Genomic DNA, 16,905 nt, shown 5'->3' with positions numbered 1-16,905 from the left:
GTGCCGGCACCGGCTCTCAGGGCTGGGTGAGCACCACGCACGACTCCCCGGGCACCTGCAGCAGCCCGTCCGGGCCCGGCGTCCCGACCGGGTCCCAGGCCGCGAGGACCTCCACCCGGCCGGTGCCCAGCGGGATCGCCACCGGCTCCTTGCCCAGGTTCACCGCCACCCGCAGGTCGCCGCGCCGGAAGGCCAGCCAGCGGGCGTCCTCGTCGTACGCGACCTTCGTGTCGGCGAGGTCCGGGTCGGTGAGGTCGGGCTGGGCGTGGCGCAGCGCGATCAGCTGCCGGTACCAGGCCAGCACGCGCGCGTGCGGCTCGCCTTCCGGCTCGGACCAGTCCAGGCAGGACCGCTCGCGCGTCGCCGGGTCCTGCGGGTCGGGCACGTCCTCCTCGGCCCACCCGTGCGCGGCGAACTCCCGCCGCCTGCCCCGCCGTACCGCCTCCGCCAGCTCGGGGTCGGTGTGGTCGGTGAAGAACTGCCAGGGCGTGCCGGCCGCCCACTCCTCGCCCATGAACAGCATCGGCGTGAACGGGGCGGTCAGGGTCAGCGCGGCCGCACAGGCCAGCAGACCGGGGGAGAGGTGCGCGGAGAGCCGGTCGCCCTGGGCGCGGTTGCCGACCTGGTCGTGGGTCTGGCTGTAGCCGAGCAGCCGGTGCCCGGCCACGCGCGCGCGGTCCAGCGGCCGGCCGTGACCGCGGCCCCGGAAGCTGGAGTAGGTGCCGTCGTGGAACCAGCCGCCCGTGAGCGTCTTGGCGAGCGCGGCGAACGGATCGCGCGCGAAGTCGGCGTAGTAGCCCTGCGACTCGCCGGTCAGCGCGGTGTGCAGGGCGTGGTGGAAGTCGTCGTTCCACTGCGCGTGCAGTCCGAGGCCGTTCTGCGCGCGCGGGGTGATGAAGCGCGGGTTGTTCATGTCCGACTCGGCGATCAGGAACAGCGGCCTGCCCACCTCCTCGGCGAGGCCGTCGACCGCCGCCGACAGCTCCTCCAGGAAGTGGCACGCGCGCGTGTCGTACAGCGCGTGCACCGCGTCCAGCCGCAGCCCGTCGATCCGGTAGTCCCGCAGCCAGGCCAGCGCGCTGCCCAGCAGGAAGGCGCGCACCTCGTCCGAGCCGGGCGCGTCCAGGTTCACCGCCGAACCCCACGGCGTGGTGTGCGTGTCCGTGAAGTACGGCCCGAACCGCGGCAGATGGTTCCCCGAGGGCCCCAAGTGGTTGTGCACGACGTCCAGGACGACGCCGAGACCCAGCTCGTGCGCCCGGTCCACGAAGCGTTTCAGTGCCTCGGGACCGCCGTACGGTTCGTGCACCGCCCACAGCGACACGCCCTCGTAGCCCCAGCCGTGCCGCCCCGGGAACGGGCACAGCGGCATCAACTCCACGTGTGTCACGCCCAGTTCCACCAGGTGGTCCAGGCGGGCGGCGGCGGCGTCCAGGGTGCCCTCCCGGGTGTACGTGCCCACGTGCAGCTCGTACAGCACCGCGCCCGGCAGTCCGCGCCCCGCCCACCGCGACTGCCACGCGTACCGCTCGTGGTCCACGACCGCGCTCAACCCGTCCGGGCCGTCCGGCTGGCGGCGCGAGCGCGGGTCGGGCAGCACGGGGCCGTCGTCCAGCGCGAACCCGTACCGCGCGCCGTCCCCGGCTTCCGCATCACCCGTCCACCACCCCTCGCGCGCGGGATCGCGCGTCAACGCGCGCGTGGCGCCCTCGCAATGGAGCGTCACTCGGTCTGCCTGCGGTGCCCACACCTCGAACTGCACGGACGGTTCCCCTTCGTCTGCTCACCGTGATGTCCCGCGTCTCCATCGTGCCGCCCCGGACGATCAATCCGCTCTCGAATCGGCCCTTTGCCGCGAGGTGTCGCGGAAGTACCCACGGAGCGGCACCGATTCCCCGAATTCTGGACACCCGGGGTTCACTGCCCGACAATCACCAGCGTGACGTCGTCCTTCGAGTTCTCCACCTATCCCGCGCGCCTGTCCGACGCGGAGCGCGACCAGGCGCTGCGGGTGCTGCGCGACGGCGTCGCCATGGGCCGGCTCTCGCACGACACGTTCGTGCGCCGCATGGAACTCGCGCTCGCCGCTCGCCACTCCGACGAACTCGCCGCCCTCGTCGCCGACCTGCCCCGGGAGAACCGCTTCTCCCGCGCCCTCCTCGGCACCGTGGAGGCCGTCTCCGGGTTCACGGTACGGCTGCGGCGGGCCTGGCAGGCCGAGCGGCTGCCCAAGCTGCAGCTGCCGCACCCGGCGCACACCCATCCGCTGCGCATCGGCCGCGACCCGGCGAACGGGCTGCGCCTGAACCACGAGACCGTCTCCCGTGTACACGCGGAACTCCGCCACCAGGGCGGCCTGTGGGTCCTCAGGGACCTGGGTTCGACCAACGGCACCACCGTCAACGGCCGCCGGGTGATCGGGGCGGTCGCCGTCCGCGAGGGCGACCAGGTCGCCTTCGGCAGGATGGTGTTCCGGCTCGCGGCGAGCTGAGCCCCCGCCCGGCCGGTCCAGTTCGAACGGACGCGCGGTCACGCGTGTGCGCGGTGCCGATCGGGTGAGCCGCACTGCGGAAGGGGAGCCGCCGTGCCGATGCAACGGGCATGACGTACATCACCAGAGCGGCAGCGGCGGCCGGCGCCCTGCTGACCGCGGCCGGCCTCCTCACCGCGGGCCCGGCCCAGGCGGCCTCCCGTGACGCCCTGCCGGGCAACTGGCTCTACCTCACGGTCTCCAAGGGCGGCGACCGGTCCGGCGACAGCCGCGGCACGCTGCTGCTGTGCGAGCCGCCCCAGGGACACGCGCGCGCGTCCGAGGCCTGCGCGGAACTGGCCGCCGCCGGCGGTGCCGTCGACCGCATCCCGGCCAGGCACGTCTTCTGCCCGATGATCTTCGCCCCGGTGACGGTCCACGCGCGCGGGCGGTGGGACGGGCGGCCTGTCGACTTCCAGGACACGTACACCAGCGCGTGTGTGATGCGGGCGCGGACGGGGTCGGTGTTCGCCCTGGACGGCTGAGGGGCGGGGCGATGAGCGGGGACGCGCGCCGGGGGGAGTGAACCGGCGCGTGGGTGGCGCTGGTGCGTTCGGCGCGCCGGCTGGGCGCACCTTCCCCGTGGGCCCGCTGGGCGCACCCGCGCCGCCCCCGGCTCACGCCGCCCGGTCGCGGGCCTGCTGTGCCGCCACCAGTACCGTCCGGGACTGGTGCTCCACCTGGTGCTCCAACGGCACCCAGCGGGCCCGGAACCGCTCGGCGAAGGCGTCGCACCAGGTCGCCACGAGCTGTTCCAGGCGTGGCGCCGCCCGGTCGTCCGCCTCCCGCAGCACCCGCAGCAGCATCGCCGCGGCCCGCAGCGGCAGCCGCCGTCCGAACGCGTCGACACTGCCGACGTACGCCATCGTCGTGCCCGCCGGGGACGTGTGGGTCCAGTCCTCCGCGAGGCCGGGGATCAGCTCCAGTGCCCACCGCGAGGCCCGCAGCAGCGGCCCGTCCACGCCCTCAAGGCGGGGCAGCGCCTCGGCGAGGATCCGTTCGACCTGCCGGGAGTCCCGCAGCAGCCGCGTGGCCAGGCGCCGCATGGCCGCGGCCGGTGCCGGGTGCGGCGCCGGGTCGTCCACCAGGTCGCTCGCCCACATCGGCACCTCCACCACGGCTGTCAGACCGCCGTACCGGTGCGCGTGGTACCAGGTGCTGTGCCGGGCGTCGTCCGGCAGGCTCGGGTAGGCCACGCCCGTCTCCGGGCCGGGCATCACATGCACCCCGGGACCGGAGGCCGGCCAGCCCGCCGCGTCCGAGGCCCCCGTCTCCACCGGGATGTGCAGCTCCGCCGCGGACTTGGCGAACGGCTCGGCGAGGCCCGGCACGTCCTTGGTCAACTGCACCCAGCTGCCGCCCAGATCGGTACCGTGCAAGGTCACCTGGAGATACGGGCGCAGTTCGTCTATGACCCCGGTCAGCGTCCGTGTCTCGGGCGGCAGCCGGTCCGGAGGCAGCACCGACGGGGACCACTCCGGCTGCTCCGCCCCCGTGGGCCGGTAGAAACCGAGGTGGTAGTCGAGCAGGCTGCGCGGCGCCGGGGTGACGTGCAGGCTCGCGCCGTCCGGGTCCGCGCACAGCAGGAAGTGCCAGGAGGTGTCCGTCCGCAACTCGCGTTCCGCCAGCACCCTTTCGGCCAGCACCCGCAGGGTGGAGCCGCCCGTCGGCTCGTTGGCGTGCGCGCCCGCCACCACGAGCACCGCACGGCGGGCGTGCCCCACCGACAGCAGGTGCAGGGGTCTGCCCGCGCGTGAGACGCCCACCTGGCGCAGCGCGCACAGCCCGGGTTCCTGCGCCGCCAGCGCCTGAGCGGCGGCGACCAGTTCGGGAACGCTGGGATAGCGCAGCTCCGGCAGAGGACTCACCCCCGACTTGTCCGCCCGGCTTCGCACCTCCCAGTCCCGCACGCGAAGGGTGAACTGTCAAGCATCGGGCGGGGGAGGCTCCCGGCAGCGCCCGGACGCGGAAGCCCGCCCCCGCCCGCGCCCCCGCGGTGCGCGGGCTCACTGCTGGTGCAGGCCGCGCCCCGCGAGCGTCAGGAACACCTCGCCCACCGCCTCCGACAGGGTGGGGTGCGCGTGCACGTGCCGGGCCACGTCGGAGGGTTCGGCGTCCCAGCCGACGATCAGCTGGCTCTCGGCGATCATCTCCGACACGTTCGGGCCGACCAGGTGGACGCCGAGCACCGGCCCGCCGCCGGCCTCCGCCACGACCTTCACCATGCCCCCCTGGCCGTGCACCATCCCCTTGGCGACGGCGGTCAGCGGCATCGTGTTGACGTCGACCTCGTGCCCACGCGCGCGTGCCTCGGCCTCGCCGAGCCCCACCGAGGCGGTCTGCGGCGAGGAGTACGTCACCCGGGGCACGGTCGCGTAGTCGACCGGCGGCGACTGAAGCCCGGCCACGGTCTCGGCCACCAGCAGACCTTCCGCGAACGAGGCGTGGGCGAGGCCGAGCGAGGGCGGCGGCAGCAGGTCGCCGACGACGTGGACGCCCGGCACGGCCGTCTCCAGCCGGCCCCAGTCCTGCGGTACGACGAATCCCCGCTCGTCCGTCGTCAGCCCTGCCGCGTCCAGGCCCAGGCCCTCGGTGACGGGGGCCCGGCCGACGGCCACCAGCAGCCGTTCCGCCGTCAGCGTCCGGGTCTCTCCCCGCGCGGTCCGCACGCGCGCGCGTACGCCGTTGTCCAGCAGCTCCGCGTCCAGCAGCCGCGCGCCCGTCTGCACGTCGATGCCGCGCCTCTTCAGACCGCGCGTGAGGTGGCGGCTGACGTCGGCGTCCTCCAGCGGCACGATCCGGTCGGCGGCCTCCACCAAGGTGACGTCCGCGCCCATGGACCGGTGGAAGGATGCGTATTCCACCCCGATCGCGCCCCCGCCGAGCACCAGGACCGAGGCCGGGAGCCCCGGCGCGAACAGGGCGTCGTCGCTCGTCACCACGCGCCGCCCGTCCGGATCGAGCCCCGGGAGCGTGCGCGGGCGGGAGCCGGTCGCGAGGACGAGCGCACGGCGCGCGGTGAGATCCCGCACGCCCGGCGCACCCTCCTGGCGCACGCCCGGCGTACCGTCCGTGCCCGTGCTCTCCACCCGTACCGTGCGGGGTCCGGTCAGCCGTGCGCTGCCCCGCACGACTCGCACGCCCGCCTGCGCGAGGTGTGCCTCGACCCCTTTGTGGTTGCGCGCCACGATGCCGTCCCGTGTGGCCACCAGCGCGCCCCAGTCGACGGAGTCCACGGTCGCCTTCACGCCCCAGCGCTCGCGGGCCTCGGCGATCCCGTCGACCAGTTCGGCGGCGTGCAGCATCGCCTTGCTGGGGACGCACCCCCGGTGCAGGCACGTTCCGCCGACCTTGTCGCGTTCGACGAGGATGACGTCGAGGCCCAGGCCGGCGGCGCGCAGGGCGGTGCTGTAACCGCCGGTGCCGCCGCCGACGACGATCACATCGGATGTAGGGACGCCTGTGTCGATGGTCATGGCATCCACCCTCCGTCCACCCCTTGCCATGAGTCCAAGGCAATGTTCTTGTGGACTCCATGCATGATCTTCATGGCAGGACGGAGAGGGATCCGGGAACGTGAGCCTGCGCCAGATGGAGTACTTCGTGACGGTCGTCCAGGAGGCGTCGTTCACCCGCGCGGCGGACGCCCTGCACGTCACCCAGCCCGCGCTCTCGCACCAGATCAAGGCGCTGGAGAAGTCGGTCGGCGGTGCCCTGCTGGAGCGCCTGCCCCGGGGCGTGCGCCTCACCCCGATGGGCCGCGCCTTCCTGCCGCACGCCGAACTCGCCGTCCGCAGCGCGGCCCAGGCCCGCCGCGCGGCCCGCGCCACCGTCGGCGCCGAGGGCGGCGAGTTGCACGTCGCGGCCCTGCACTCCATCGCGGTCGGCCTCCTGCCCGACGTCTTCGCCCGCTGGCGCGCGGCCCACCCCCAAGTCCTGCTGCGCCTGCACGAGTACGCCACCGCCGAGGCCCTGGAGGAGGCGGTGCAGCGCGGTACCGCCGACCTCGCCGTCGGCCCCGAGCCGTCCGGGCGGCCCGGCACCGTCGTGCCCGTGGGCGAGGAGGAGGTCGTTCTCGTCGTGCCCTTCGACGACCGGCTCGCGGGGCGCACGACGGTCACTCTCCCGGAACTCGCCGACCACGCCTGGATCCGCTGCGCCATGGAACCCGTCGTGCACGGCGAACGCTTCCTCGACCGGGCCTGCGCGGACGCCGGGTTCCGGCCCCGGACAGCGGTGTGGACCGAGCACACCTCGACGGCCGTCCGCATGGCCGCCGCCGGCGTCGGGGTGTGCGCCGCGCCCGCCCACATCGTGCGGGGGGCCGTCGGCGAGGACTGCGTGGTCCTCACGCCCGTTCCGCCCTGGAGACGCCCGCTGACCGTCTACGCGCGCGTGCCGCCCACGGGCGCCGCCGCGGCCTTCGTCGACCTCCTGCGCGCGGCCTGGCCACCCCTGGGCCCCCACGGCCCGGACGAGGCGTGCGAGCCGCCCGAGGCCTGACGGCGTGCGGGAAGCCGAGCGCCGCGCGGCGTTGTGCCGGGTGACCGGCCCGGGCGGCCGGGGTACGGAAGGCCGCGCGGCCCTCGGCTCGACGACCGCGCGTCCACCGTACGACCGCCTGCCGCGCGGCAGGCGGTCGTACGGCGGCGCGCCCCCGCCGCCCGCCGGTGCCGCCCCGGCGTCTCAGTCCTCCGCCACCCGTTCCAGCAGGGCCACCGGCAGCCGGTCCAGGAGCTGAGCCACGGACACCTCGCCGGTGAACTCGCGGCCCGGGGCGAGGACATCCGCCCAGCGGCCCGGCGGGAGCGGGAGACGGGTGTCCCGCCAGCCGCCCGCCTCCGCGAGCCGCAGGGACAGCCGGGTCACCACCGTGACCACCGATCCGGAGCGGGCGAACGCCAGGCAGTGGTCGGCAGCCGGGCCCCCGGCCGTCAGCGGCTCGTACGACGCGTCCGCGCCGAACACCTCCGGGCGGCGGGCGCGTAGCCGCAGCGCCGCCGCCGTCAGCGTGTCCTTCTCGCCGGGCGCCTCCGGCGGGAACGCCACCGGCCGCCGGTTGTCCGGGTCCACCAGCGCCCGGTACTCGCCCTCCGTGCCCTGGTACACGTCCGGCACCCCCGGCATCGTCAGGTGGACGAGCGCGGTGCCGAGCACGTTGGCCCGCACGTACGGCTCCAACCCCTTCCGGAACGCCGCCACGCGCTCGCCGGGCGGCCCGCACGGCCCGGCGGCGACGAAGGACGCCACCGCCTCCTCGTACGGCGGTTCCTGTTCCGTCCAGCTGGTGTACATGCCCGCCTCGCGCACGTGCTTCAGCAGCGCCTGCTGGACCCGCTCCTCCTCGGCCGGCCCCAGCCCGAAGACCGTCTGCCAGGCCGCCCAGGCCAGCTGCCCGTCCGGCGCGCCCTCCTCGGGCAGGGACACCTCGGCGAGCAGCTCCGCCCAGCGGTCCGGGCACTCGGTGAGCACGGCGAGCGCGGCGCGCACGTCCGCGCTGCGTTTGGTGTCGTGCGTGGAGACGACCGTGCCGGTGAGCGGCCAATCGCGCTGCACGCGCGCGCAGTAGGCGTGGAAGTCCTCCGGCGCCACCCCCGGACCGCCCGGATCGCCGCCCACCTCGGTCGCCGACAGCAGCGGCATGTAGCGGTAGAACGCCGTGTCCTCCACCGACTTGGCGCGCAGCGCCGACGCGGTCTGCGCGAACCGGGTGCGGAACTCCACCCGGTCGGCGTGGTCCGGCGCCGACGGGTCACCGGGCGGCTCGACCAGCAGCCGGCGCACGACGCCGACGGCCTCGGCCTCCTCGGGCACCACGAAGGCCAGCCGGGCCTCCTCGGCGGCCCCCTCGGTGATCACGGTGGACGCGTCACCGGAGGCGTACGGCCGGTAGACGCGCATCCGGACCAGCAGCTCCTCCACGGCCGTCCGCAGCGCCCAGGGCGCGCGGTCGCGCAGCGAGAGGTCAGGCGAGGCGGCGCACAGCCGGGCCGCCACCCGGGTCAGCCGGTCCGTCTCGGTGGCCAGCTCGTGCGTGAGCACCTTGTAGGCGGCCCGCCGCACCGTGGCCTCCCAGTTGCCGCCCCGGTCCGTCTGCGGTGCGGCGAAGGCCCGGTACCGGCCGAGCAGTTCGTACGCGCCGGTGCGGTCCGTGAACAGGCCGTCGACGTGCCGCAGGGCGTCGTAGCCCGTGGTGCCCGCGACGGGCCAGGAGCCCGGCAGGTGCTCATCGTCGGCCAGGATCTTCTCCACGACCGTCCAGCGCCCGCCGGTCGCCTCGTGCAGCCGCGCGAGGTAGCCGTCGGGGTCGGCGAGACCGTCGGGATGGTCGATGCGCAGCCCGTCGAACACGCCCTCCGACAGCAGCCGCAGGACCGTGGCGTGGGTGGCGTCGAACACCTCCGGATCCTCCACCCGCACCCCGATCAGCTCCGAGATGCTGAAGAAGCGCCGGTAGTTCAGCTCCGTGCGGGCCAGCCGCCACCACACCGGGCGGTACCACTGGGCGTCCAGCAGCTGGGGCAGCGGCAGGTGCTCGGTGCCGGGGCGGAGCGGGAAGACGTGGTCGTGGTAGCGCAGGACGCCACCGTCGGCCACCAGGTGCGCCAGTTCCGTGCCGATCGGGCCGCCGAGCACCGGCAGCAGCACCCGGCCGCCCTGCGCCTCCCAGTCGATGTCGAAAAAGCGCGCGTACGGCGATCCGGGCCCCTCGCGCAGCACCTCCCAGAGGGCGGGGTTGTGCCGGGGGGACATCGCCATGTGGTTGGGCACGATGTCCACCACCAGGCCGAGGCCGTGCTCGTGCGCCGTGCGCGCCAGCGCGCGCAGCCCCTCCTCGCCGCCCAGCTCGGCGCGCACGCGCGTGTGGTCGACGACGTCGTAACCGTGCACGGAGCCCGGGACGGCCTCCAGGACGGGGGACAGGTGCAGGTGCGAGACGCCGAGCGACGCCAGGTAGGGTACGGCCGCTTCGGCGGCGGCGAACGGGAACGCGGGCTGGAGCTGCAGCCGGTAGGTGGCCGTGGGCACCCCCGGTCCGGGTCGCGCAGAAGTCATGGGAACCTACGTACCCCGCTCGCCGTCTTTCGTGTCATCGACCTCGGACCGGATCACGCCCGCGTGTCCGGTTCCGAGCGCCGGGAGGCCGGGGAAGCGGGGGCGGCGGGGGGCGGTGTCCCCGCTTCCCCGTCTCCCGTCCGCCGGCGTGTCCGCCGTGGCCCGCTCGCCACCGGCCCGCCCACCGGGCGTCCGGCACCCTTCCCGGCCCTCCTGAGGGCCGCCGCGGGCACCACCGTGGCTCGTCGAGCTACGCCGGATGGCCGAGCATCCCCGCCAGACCGGCGAGTGCCAGGCCGACGAGTGCCAGGCCGACGACTGGCGGACGGACGACTGCCAGGCCGACGAGTGCCGGACCGGCGACTGCCGGACCGGCGACTCGCGGACCGACGGGTGCGGGCCGAGGGGTGCGCGCGCCGTCCGCCACCGCGCGCGCAGGCCACCGAACGGCCCGCACGCGCGCGTAGGCGACGGCGACACCCCCTGCGCGCGCGTCGGACGGCCTCCCGCGGTGCGCGACCCCGGCGGCCGCTAGGCCGGCCGTTGCAGCACCGTCAGGCTGCGGTCCGGCAGGGTGATGCGGTCGCCGGCCGCCACCTTCGCGCCCGCTCCCGGCGGCACCCCTTCCGGGCGGGCCGTGTCGACGACCACCTGCCACTGGCGTCCGTGGTCGACCGGCACCAGGAAGTCCAGCGGCTCGGAGGAGGCATTGAACATCAGCAGGAAGGAGTCGTCGGTGATGCGCTCCCCGCGGGGGCCGGGCTCGGAGATGGCGTTGCCGTTCAGGAACACGGTCAGCGCCGACGCCTGCGCCGAGTCCCAGTCCTGCTGGGTCATCTCGCCGCCCTCGGGGGTGAACCAGGCGATGTCGGACAGCTCGTCGTGGGTGCCCTCCACCGGGCGTCCGTGGAAGAAGCGGCGCCGGCGCAGGACGGGATGGTCGCGGCGCAGCCACACCATCGCCCGCGTGAACTCCAGCAGGTCGCTCTCCAGGGACTCCGGCCAGTCCAGCCAGGACAGCTCGTTGTCCTGGCAGTAGGCGTTGTTGTTGCCGCGCTGGGTGCGCGCGAACTCGTCGCCGTGGCTGATCATCGGCACGCCCTGGGACAGCATCAGCGTGGCGATGAAGTTCCGCATCTGCCGTGCGCGCAGCCGCAGCACCTCCGGGTCGTCGGTGTCGCCCTCCGCCCCGCAGTTCCACGACCGGTTGTGGCTCTCGCCGTCCCGGTTGTCCTCGCCGTTGGCGTCGTTGTGCTTCTCGTTGTACGAGACCAGGTCGTGCAGCGTGAAGCCGTCGTGGCAGGTGACGAAGTTGATCGAGGCCAGCGGACGGCGCCCGTCGTCCTGGTAGAGGTCGGAGGAACCGGTCAGCCGGGAGGCGAACTCGGCGAGCGTGCGCGGTTCGCCCCGCCACAGGTCCCGGACCGTGTCCCGGTACTTGCCGTTCCACTCGGTCCACAGCGGCGGGAAGTTGCCCACCTGGTAGCCGCCCTCGCCGACGTCCCACGGCTCGGCGATCAGCTTCACCTGGGAGACCACGGGGTCCTGCTGCACCAGGTCGAAGAACGACGACAGCCGGTCCACCTCGTGGAACTGCCGGGCCAGGGTCGCCGCGAGGTCGAAGCGGAAGCCGTCGACGTGCATGTCGGTGACCCAGTACCGCAGCGAGTCCATGATCAGCTGGAGCACGTGCGGGGACCGCATGAGCAGCGAGTTCCCGGTGCCCGTGGTGTCCATGTAGTAGCGCGGGTCCTCCGTCAGCCGGTAGTACGACGGATTGTCGATGCCCTTGAAGGACAGCGTCGGACCCAGGTGGTTGCCCTCGGCGGTGTGGTTGTAGACCACGTCCAGGATGACCTCGATCCCGGCCTCGTGCAGCGCCCGGACCGCCGACTTGAACTCCAGCACCTGCTGGCCGCGGTCGCCCCAGGAGGCGTACGCGTTGTGCGGGGCGAAGAAGCCGATGGTGTTGTAACCCCAGTAGTTGTTCAGGCCCATGTCGACCAGCCGGTGGTCGTTCACGAACTGGTGCACGGGCATCAGCTCGATCGCCGTCACCCCGAGCTTGGTCAGGTGCTCGATGATCGCCGGGTGGGCCAGGCCCGCGTAGGTGCCGCGCAGCTCCTCCGGCAGCCCGGGGTGACGCATGGTCAGGCCCTTGACGTGGGCCTCGTAGATCACCGTGTGGTGGTACTCGGTGCGCGGCGGGCGGTCGTCACCCCAGTCGAAGTAGGGGTTGATCACCACCGAGGTCATGGTGTGCGGCGCCGAGTCCAGGTCGTTGCGCCTCTCGGGCGCGCCGAAGTGGTAGCCGTACACCTCCTCGCCCCACCGGACCGACCCGCTGATCGCCTTCGCGTACGGGTCGAGCAGCAGTTTCGCGGAGTTGCAGCGCAGCCCCCGTCCGGGGTCGTACGGCCCGTGCACCCGGAACCCGTACCGCTGTCCGGGCATCACGCCCGGCACGTACGCGTGCCGCACGAACGCGTCGCTTTCGCGCAGTTCCACCGCCGTCTCCGAGCCGTCGTCGTGCAGCAGACACAGCTCTACTCGGTCAGCGGCCTCCGTGAAGACCGCGAAGTTGGTTCCGGCGCCGTCATAGGTGGCGCCGAGCGGATACGCCTCGCCAGGCCAGACCTGCATGGATACGACTCTCCCAGGTGTGCCGTCCGCCGGGGGCCGCGTCGGCCCCGAGTCTCGTCCGAAAGTGAGGCAACCTCCCGTGGCTCGCGTGCCCTCTTATCAAGTGACCAGTGCACTCGGCGGTTCTGGTACCCGCCGAGAGCCGAACCAGCGGGGCAGATACGTACTCCCGGGGACCAGGGGGGAGTAGGGGGATAATGTGCGTGAGACAGTCCACCGCCATCTGGGCAAAGTACTGACCGGTGCGGCCCTGGCGGCGGCGGGGACCGCCGCCATGGTGGCGGTCACCCTGCCGGGCACGGCGGGAGCGGACGACTCCGGAGGGGCCGGCGGCGGCACGCGGGCCGCACGGCAGGCCGGGCAGGACCCGGACGCCGCACCGCCCGGTGTCGTGGAGCCGGCACCGGCCGAGGGGAAGCAGGGCACGGGCCGTGACCCGCTCACCGACGACGAGCTGCGGCGGGTCGAGAGGATCGCCGCGGCGGGACGGCTCTCGGCCACGGCCCGGGACGTCGACGGCGACCGCGGACCGCAGCGGCTGAGCGTCGACCTCGCCGAGCCGGAGGCCGCCGAGGCGGACGACCCGGACGCGCCACGGCGCGCCGACGTGACCTTCTACGACTACCGGAACGACACCCTCGTCACCAGGACCGTCGACCTGAGCACCGGGAAGGTCGTGCGGACCGGCACCCAGCAGGGCGTCCAGCCGCCGCCGAGCCGCGCCGAGAATGCCGAGGCGGCCCGGATCCTGATCGCCGGCCCGCTGGGCGCGGGCCTCAAGGCCGACTACAAGGACGCCACCGGCAAGGACCTCACCTCCCCCGACCAGCTGGAGCTCAGCGGCGGGATCTACGAGGCCTCGCCGGGCGCCCAGCCCGCGGTGCTCGACCAGTGCGGCGTCCACCGGTGCGTGCGGCTGTTCTCCAAGGTCCGCAACGGGCCGTGGATCGACACCAGGGACCTGGTCATCGACCTGAGCGCCCGCAAGACCGCCGCCCTCGACCGCGGCTGACCGGCCGCCACCCGACCTTCACACCCGTACCTTGAGGTAAGGGAGTCACCCCTTCATGCCCGAGAAGCACCCGTCCGGCGCGGTCCGGCCGCGAGTCACCGGCCGCGCCGCCCGCACGACCGCCGCCGTCGGCGTGTCCCTGGCCGCTCTGGCCGCCGCCGCGACGCTCGCCGGCCCCGCCGCGGCCCGGCCGCAGACCGCGCCCGCCGCGGCGGTCCCCGGCTGCAGCGCCGCCTACACCATCGAACAGAAGCTGACCACCGGCACGACCTGGCGGATGTGCTGGCGCTACGACAGCAAGGCCGGCCTCGTCCTGGAGAACATCTCCTACCAGCCCAAGGGCGAAGCCAAGCCGATCAAGGTCCTCAACAGCGCCAGACTCGCCCAGATCCACGTCCCCTACGACGACGGCAAGCACGAGTACTACGACCTCACGGGCCAGGACTTCGCCCAGGAGCTGATGGAGCTGTCGCCCGGCGAGTGCCCCGGCGGCACCATCAAGACGGTCAAGGTCCCGGACGGCGACCCGCGCCACCCGAACGTCAAGGGCCTGTGCACGACCACCCGTTCGCGTGGCCACGCCTACCGGATGCACGACCTCTTCCAGTCGGGCAAGACCTACCAGCAGCAGGGCAAGGACCTGCTGGTCTACACGGTCAACCAGGTCGGCTGGTACGAGTACATCACCGAGTGGCGCTTCCAGGACGACGGCACGATCAGCATGAACGCCGGCGCGACCGGCAGCCTCTCCTTCGAGGACTACAACGCCCAGGACGGACGCGGCTGGCCCATCGGCAAGGGCGCCCGGGACTACGCCACCAGCCACAGCCACAACGTCTTCTGGCGGCTCGACTTCGGCCTCGACGGCTCGTCGAAGACGAAGGTCGAGCAGTACGACTCCGCCGTCACCGCCCCCGCCGGGCGGGAGGGCCCGACCACCAGGACCACCCGCACCAAGGTCGGCAGGGAACTCGCGGGCGACTACAAGACCTACCGCTGGTGGCGGGTGGTCAGTGCCACCGGCAAGAACAAGGACGGCCACGCCCGCTCGTACGAACTGGTGCCCGGACCGACCACCAGATACCCGGGCCGCAGCTTCACCAAGCACGACATGTACGTCACCGAGTACGACAAGTGCGAGCTGTTCGCCAGCGACAACCCGACGTGCGCGACCGGCCACCCGAAGTCCGTGGACAAGTGGGTGGGCGGCCAGACCCTCACGCACCCCGTGGTCTGGGTGAACGTCGGTTTCCACCACATCGCCCGGGACGAGGACCAGCAGCCCATGCCGGTGCACTGGCAGGGCTTCTCCATCGCCCCGCGGGACGTCACGGCTATGAATCCGCTCACCCCCAAGGAGCTGGCATGGCAGAACGGACACTGGGAATGGCGTAGTTGAGTACAGCGGACGGGAAACCGACCTGTCCATCCGGCTGCACCGCCGACCGCTCGCGGAGTACCCTTCCTTGATCGTTGAGACGGGAAAGGCCCGGGGGAGCGGAAGGCGGTGCACGGGTGGGCTCGGGAGGGCTGGAGCTGCCTCCTGGTGACGAGGGTCACGAGGGAAACTCCACAGACGTCCCGCCCGGCGCGGTGTCCCTGGCCCGGCCGATGGACGCGGGTTCCATCGGTCCGGAGCTGGACTGGGACGCCGACGCCTGGCGCGAGGTGCGCACCCGCGCCCAGCGGGCCGGCCGGGCCTACATCTGGCTGAACCTCGTCGAACAGCGGCTGCGCGCGGTCGTGGCGGCCGTGCTGCGGCCGATCTACGAACCGGTCCACGGCGACGAGTGGGTGGTGGCCGCGGCCGGCCCGGCCGGGCAGGAGTGGGTGCAGCGCGCGGTCGCCGTCCGCGAAGTCAGCCGCCGCAAGGGCTACTTGCTCGACCCGGCCGACGACAACGTGCTCAGCTTCCTCACCCTGCCCCAGCTGCGCGAGCTGGTGGTCCAGCACTGGCCGTGCTTCGAGCCGTACTTCGACGAGCGGCGGGACCTCGAACTCGCCCTGGACGAGCTGGAGGTCACCCGCAACGTCGTCTCCCGCAACCGGGCCCTGTCCGAAGCGGTCCTCAGCCAGGCCGAGCGGGCCTCCGCGCGGCTGCTGGAGATGCTCGGCGCGGGCGGTGACGTGCCCTCGGCGCGCCGGCTGCCCGTCGACGCGGTCGAGGACCTGGTCGGCGACCGGTACGCCGACGTCGTCGCCGTCCACGCCGACCGGGTGCGGCTGCTGCGACAGTTCCCGGCCGAGGACATCTTCGGCGGCGCCCGCAGGCTCGACGCCATCGGCATCGGCCTCAACCTGCTGGTGCAGAACTTCTCCGGGCGGCGCCTGGTCCGGCTCGCCGAGGGCGGCTGCCGGGTGCGGCTGCTCTTCCTCAACCCGGCCTCCAGCTCGGTCAAGCGCCGCGAGCGCGAACTCGGGATGAAACGGGGCGAACTGAGCCGCTCGGTCGAGATGAACATCCTGCACATGCGCCGGGTGCGCTCCCGGCTGCGCGACCCGGGCGCGTTCGAGATCCAGGTGTACGACGAGACGCCCCGCTTCACCGCCTACCTGGTGGACGGCGACGGCGCGGACGGCATGGCCGTGGTGCAGTCCTATCTGCGCGGGGCGCGGGGGATGGAGTCGCCGGTGCTGGTGCTGCGCAACGGCAGCCGGCTGGTCAAGTCGGACGATGTGGGCGAAGTCGGTCTCTTCCCGACGTACCGCGAGGAATTCGAGCTGACGTGGGCGGATTCGCGTCCCGTGTCCTGAACGGCCGGAACCGGATGCGGGGCCCGGCGCGGGCCGGTTCCGGGCCGGGAAGCGGAACGCGGGCGTCTGATTGTCAGTGCCGCGTGCGATGGTGGAGGCCACTGGGGGAAAGCACCACCAAGAAGGGGGGCCGCCCATGGGCTGGCACCAGGAGCTGCTGATCGGCTTCGACCTGGAGACGACCGGGACCGATCCGCGCGAGGCGCGCATCGTCACGGGCACCGTGATCGAGGTCAAGGCCGGTGAGCCCATGGGGCGCCGGGAATGGCTGGCCGATCCGGGCGTGGAGATCCCGGCCGACGCGGTCGCCGTGCACGGCATCAGCAACGAACGCGCGACGGCCGAGGGCCGCCCGGCCGACCAGGTGGCCGACGCCATCGCCGGCGTCCTGGTGTCGTACTGGAAGTCGGGCGTTCCGGTCGTCGCCTACAACGCGGCCTTCGACCTCACGCTGCTGGCGGCGGAACTGCGGCGGTACGGTCTGCCGTCCCTGACCGACCGGCTGGGCGGCACCCACCCCGCCCCGGTCATCGATCCGTACACCATCGACCGCTGGGTCGACCGCTACCGCCGCGGCAAACGGAATCTGGAGGCGGTCTGCGCCGAGTACGGCATCGTCCTCGGCGCGGCCCACAACGCCACCGCCGACGCCCTCGCCGCGGCACGGCTCGCGTCCGCGATAGCCGACCGCCACCCGAAGATAGCGTCCCTCGGCCCGGCGGAGCTGCACCGCAGCCAGATCGAGTGGTACGCGCAGTGGGCGGCGGACTTCCAGGCGTTCCTGCGGCGCAAGGGCGAGGCGGAGGCGGTGGTCGACGGCAGCTGGCCCCTCCGGGAACTGACCGAGGACCAGCCGGCCTGAGGCCTCTCGTTCGGATCATGCCGGGCCCGCGGGCCCCGTCGTGGCGGA

At 73.4% G+C, this 16,905-nt stretch carries 13 protein-coding genes; 8 read left to right on the top strand and 5 right to left on the bottom strand.

What is annotated here, in order from left to right:
- Positions 1–16: 16 nt before the first annotated feature.
- Positions 17–1,762 (bottom strand): malto-oligosyltrehalose trehalohydrolase, encoded by a 1,746-nt coding sequence (gene treZ, locus LG395_RS02245; RefSeq protein WP_225808230.1) that lies wholly within the window; start codon positions 1,760–1,762, stop codon positions 17–19.
- 177 nt (positions 1,763–1,939) lie between these two features.
- Between treZ and LG395_RS02240 the strand changes: the two genes are divergently transcribed.
- On the top strand, positions 1,940–2,491 hold the full coding sequence (locus LG395_RS02240; RefSeq protein WP_225808229.1) for an FHA domain-containing protein: 552 nt from the start codon (positions 1,940–1,942) through the stop codon (positions 2,489–2,491).
- A 110-nt stretch (positions 2,492–2,601) separates the two neighbouring features.
- On the top strand, positions 2,602–3,015 hold the full coding sequence (locus LG395_RS02235) for an SSI family serine proteinase inhibitor (RefSeq protein ID WP_225808228.1): 414 nt from the start codon (positions 2,602–2,604) through the stop codon (positions 3,013–3,015).
- 132 nt (positions 3,016–3,147) lie between these two features.
- Here LG395_RS02235 and LG395_RS02230 read toward each other — a convergent pair whose 3' ends face one another.
- Together LG395_RS02230 and lpdA are read right to left on the bottom strand one after the other, a co-directional pair.
- Positions 3,148–4,398: a M14 family zinc carboxypeptidase gene (locus tag LG395_RS02230; RefSeq protein ID WP_225808227.1), complete on the bottom strand. Its 1,251-nt coding sequence runs from the start codon at positions 4,396–4,398 to the stop codon at positions 3,148–3,150.
- A gap of 138 nt (positions 4,399–4,536) precedes the next feature.
- Complete coding sequence (gene lpdA, locus LG395_RS02225; RefSeq protein WP_225808226.1) at positions 4,537–6,006, bottom strand: dihydrolipoyl dehydrogenase; 1,470 nt, start codon at positions 6,004–6,006, stop codon at positions 4,537–4,539.
- Positions 6,007–6,106: 100 nt separating this feature from the next.
- On the opposite strand from lpdA, the gene LG395_RS02220 reads away from it, so the two are divergent.
- Positions 6,107–7,033 (top strand): LysR family transcriptional regulator, encoded by a 927-nt coding sequence (locus LG395_RS02220; protein WP_225808225.1) that lies wholly within the window; start codon positions 6,107–6,109, stop codon positions 7,031–7,033.
- A 183-nt stretch (positions 7,034–7,216) separates the two neighbouring features.
- Here the strand turns inward: LG395_RS02220 and treY are convergent, their stop codons facing one another.
- Positions 7,217–9,586, bottom strand: coding sequence for a malto-oligosyltrehalose synthase (gene treY, locus LG395_RS02215; protein ID WP_225808224.1), 2,370 nt, complete (start codon positions 9,584–9,586; stop codon positions 7,217–7,219).
- 259 nt (positions 9,587–9,845) lie between these two features.
- Here treY and LG395_RS02210 point away from each other — a divergent pair, with 259 nt between their 5' ends.
- The gene (locus LG395_RS02210; protein WP_225808223.1) at positions 9,846–10,121 is read left to right on the top strand and encodes a hypothetical protein; all 276 of its coding nucleotides are present in this window, start codon (positions 9,846–9,848) and stop codon (positions 10,119–10,121) included.
- On the opposite strand, the gene glgX is transcribed toward LG395_RS02210, so the two are convergent.
- Positions 10,118–12,229, bottom strand: coding sequence for a glycogen debranching protein GlgX (glgX, locus tag LG395_RS02205; protein WP_171151740.1), 2,112 nt, complete (start codon positions 12,227–12,229; stop codon positions 10,118–10,120). The genes LG395_RS02210 and glgX overlap by 4 nt on opposite strands.
- A gap of 199 nt (positions 12,230–12,428) precedes the next feature.
- On the opposite strand from glgX, the gene LG395_RS02200 reads away from it, so the two are divergent.
- The 4 genes from LG395_RS02200 (at position 12,429) to LG395_RS02185 (ending at position 16,857) form a co-directional block, all read left to right on the top strand.
- Positions 12,429–13,241: a Tat pathway signal sequence domain protein gene (locus LG395_RS02200; protein ID WP_225808222.1), complete on the top strand. Its 813-nt coding sequence runs from the start codon at positions 12,429–12,431 to the stop codon at positions 13,239–13,241.
- Positions 13,242–13,296: 55 nt separating this feature from the next.
- Positions 13,297–14,640: a copper amine oxidase gene (locus LG395_RS02195; RefSeq protein ID WP_171151736.1), complete on the top strand. Its 1,344-nt coding sequence runs from the start codon at positions 13,297–13,299 to the stop codon at positions 14,638–14,640.
- 116 nt (positions 14,641–14,756) lie between these two features.
- Positions 14,757–15,995, top strand: a complete 1,239-nt coding sequence (locus LG395_RS02190) for a DUF5919 domain-containing protein (RefSeq protein WP_171151734.1) — start codon at positions 14,757–14,759, stop codon at positions 15,993–15,995.
- Positions 15,996–16,131: 136 nt separating this feature from the next.
- Entirely contained in the window at positions 16,132–16,857 is a 726-nt protein-coding gene (locus tag LG395_RS02185) for a 3'-5' exonuclease (RefSeq protein ID WP_225808221.1), read from the top strand.
- Positions 16,858–16,905 lie beyond the last annotated feature (48 nt).

The organism is Streptomyces spinosus, assembly GCF_020400655.1.
Lineage (GTDB): Bacteria > Actinomycetota > Actinomycetes > Streptomycetales > Streptomycetaceae > Streptomyces > Streptomyces argyrophylli.
Note: the sequence above shows the minus strand (reverse complement) of the source record. Positions and strands in the feature narration are given on the sequence as shown.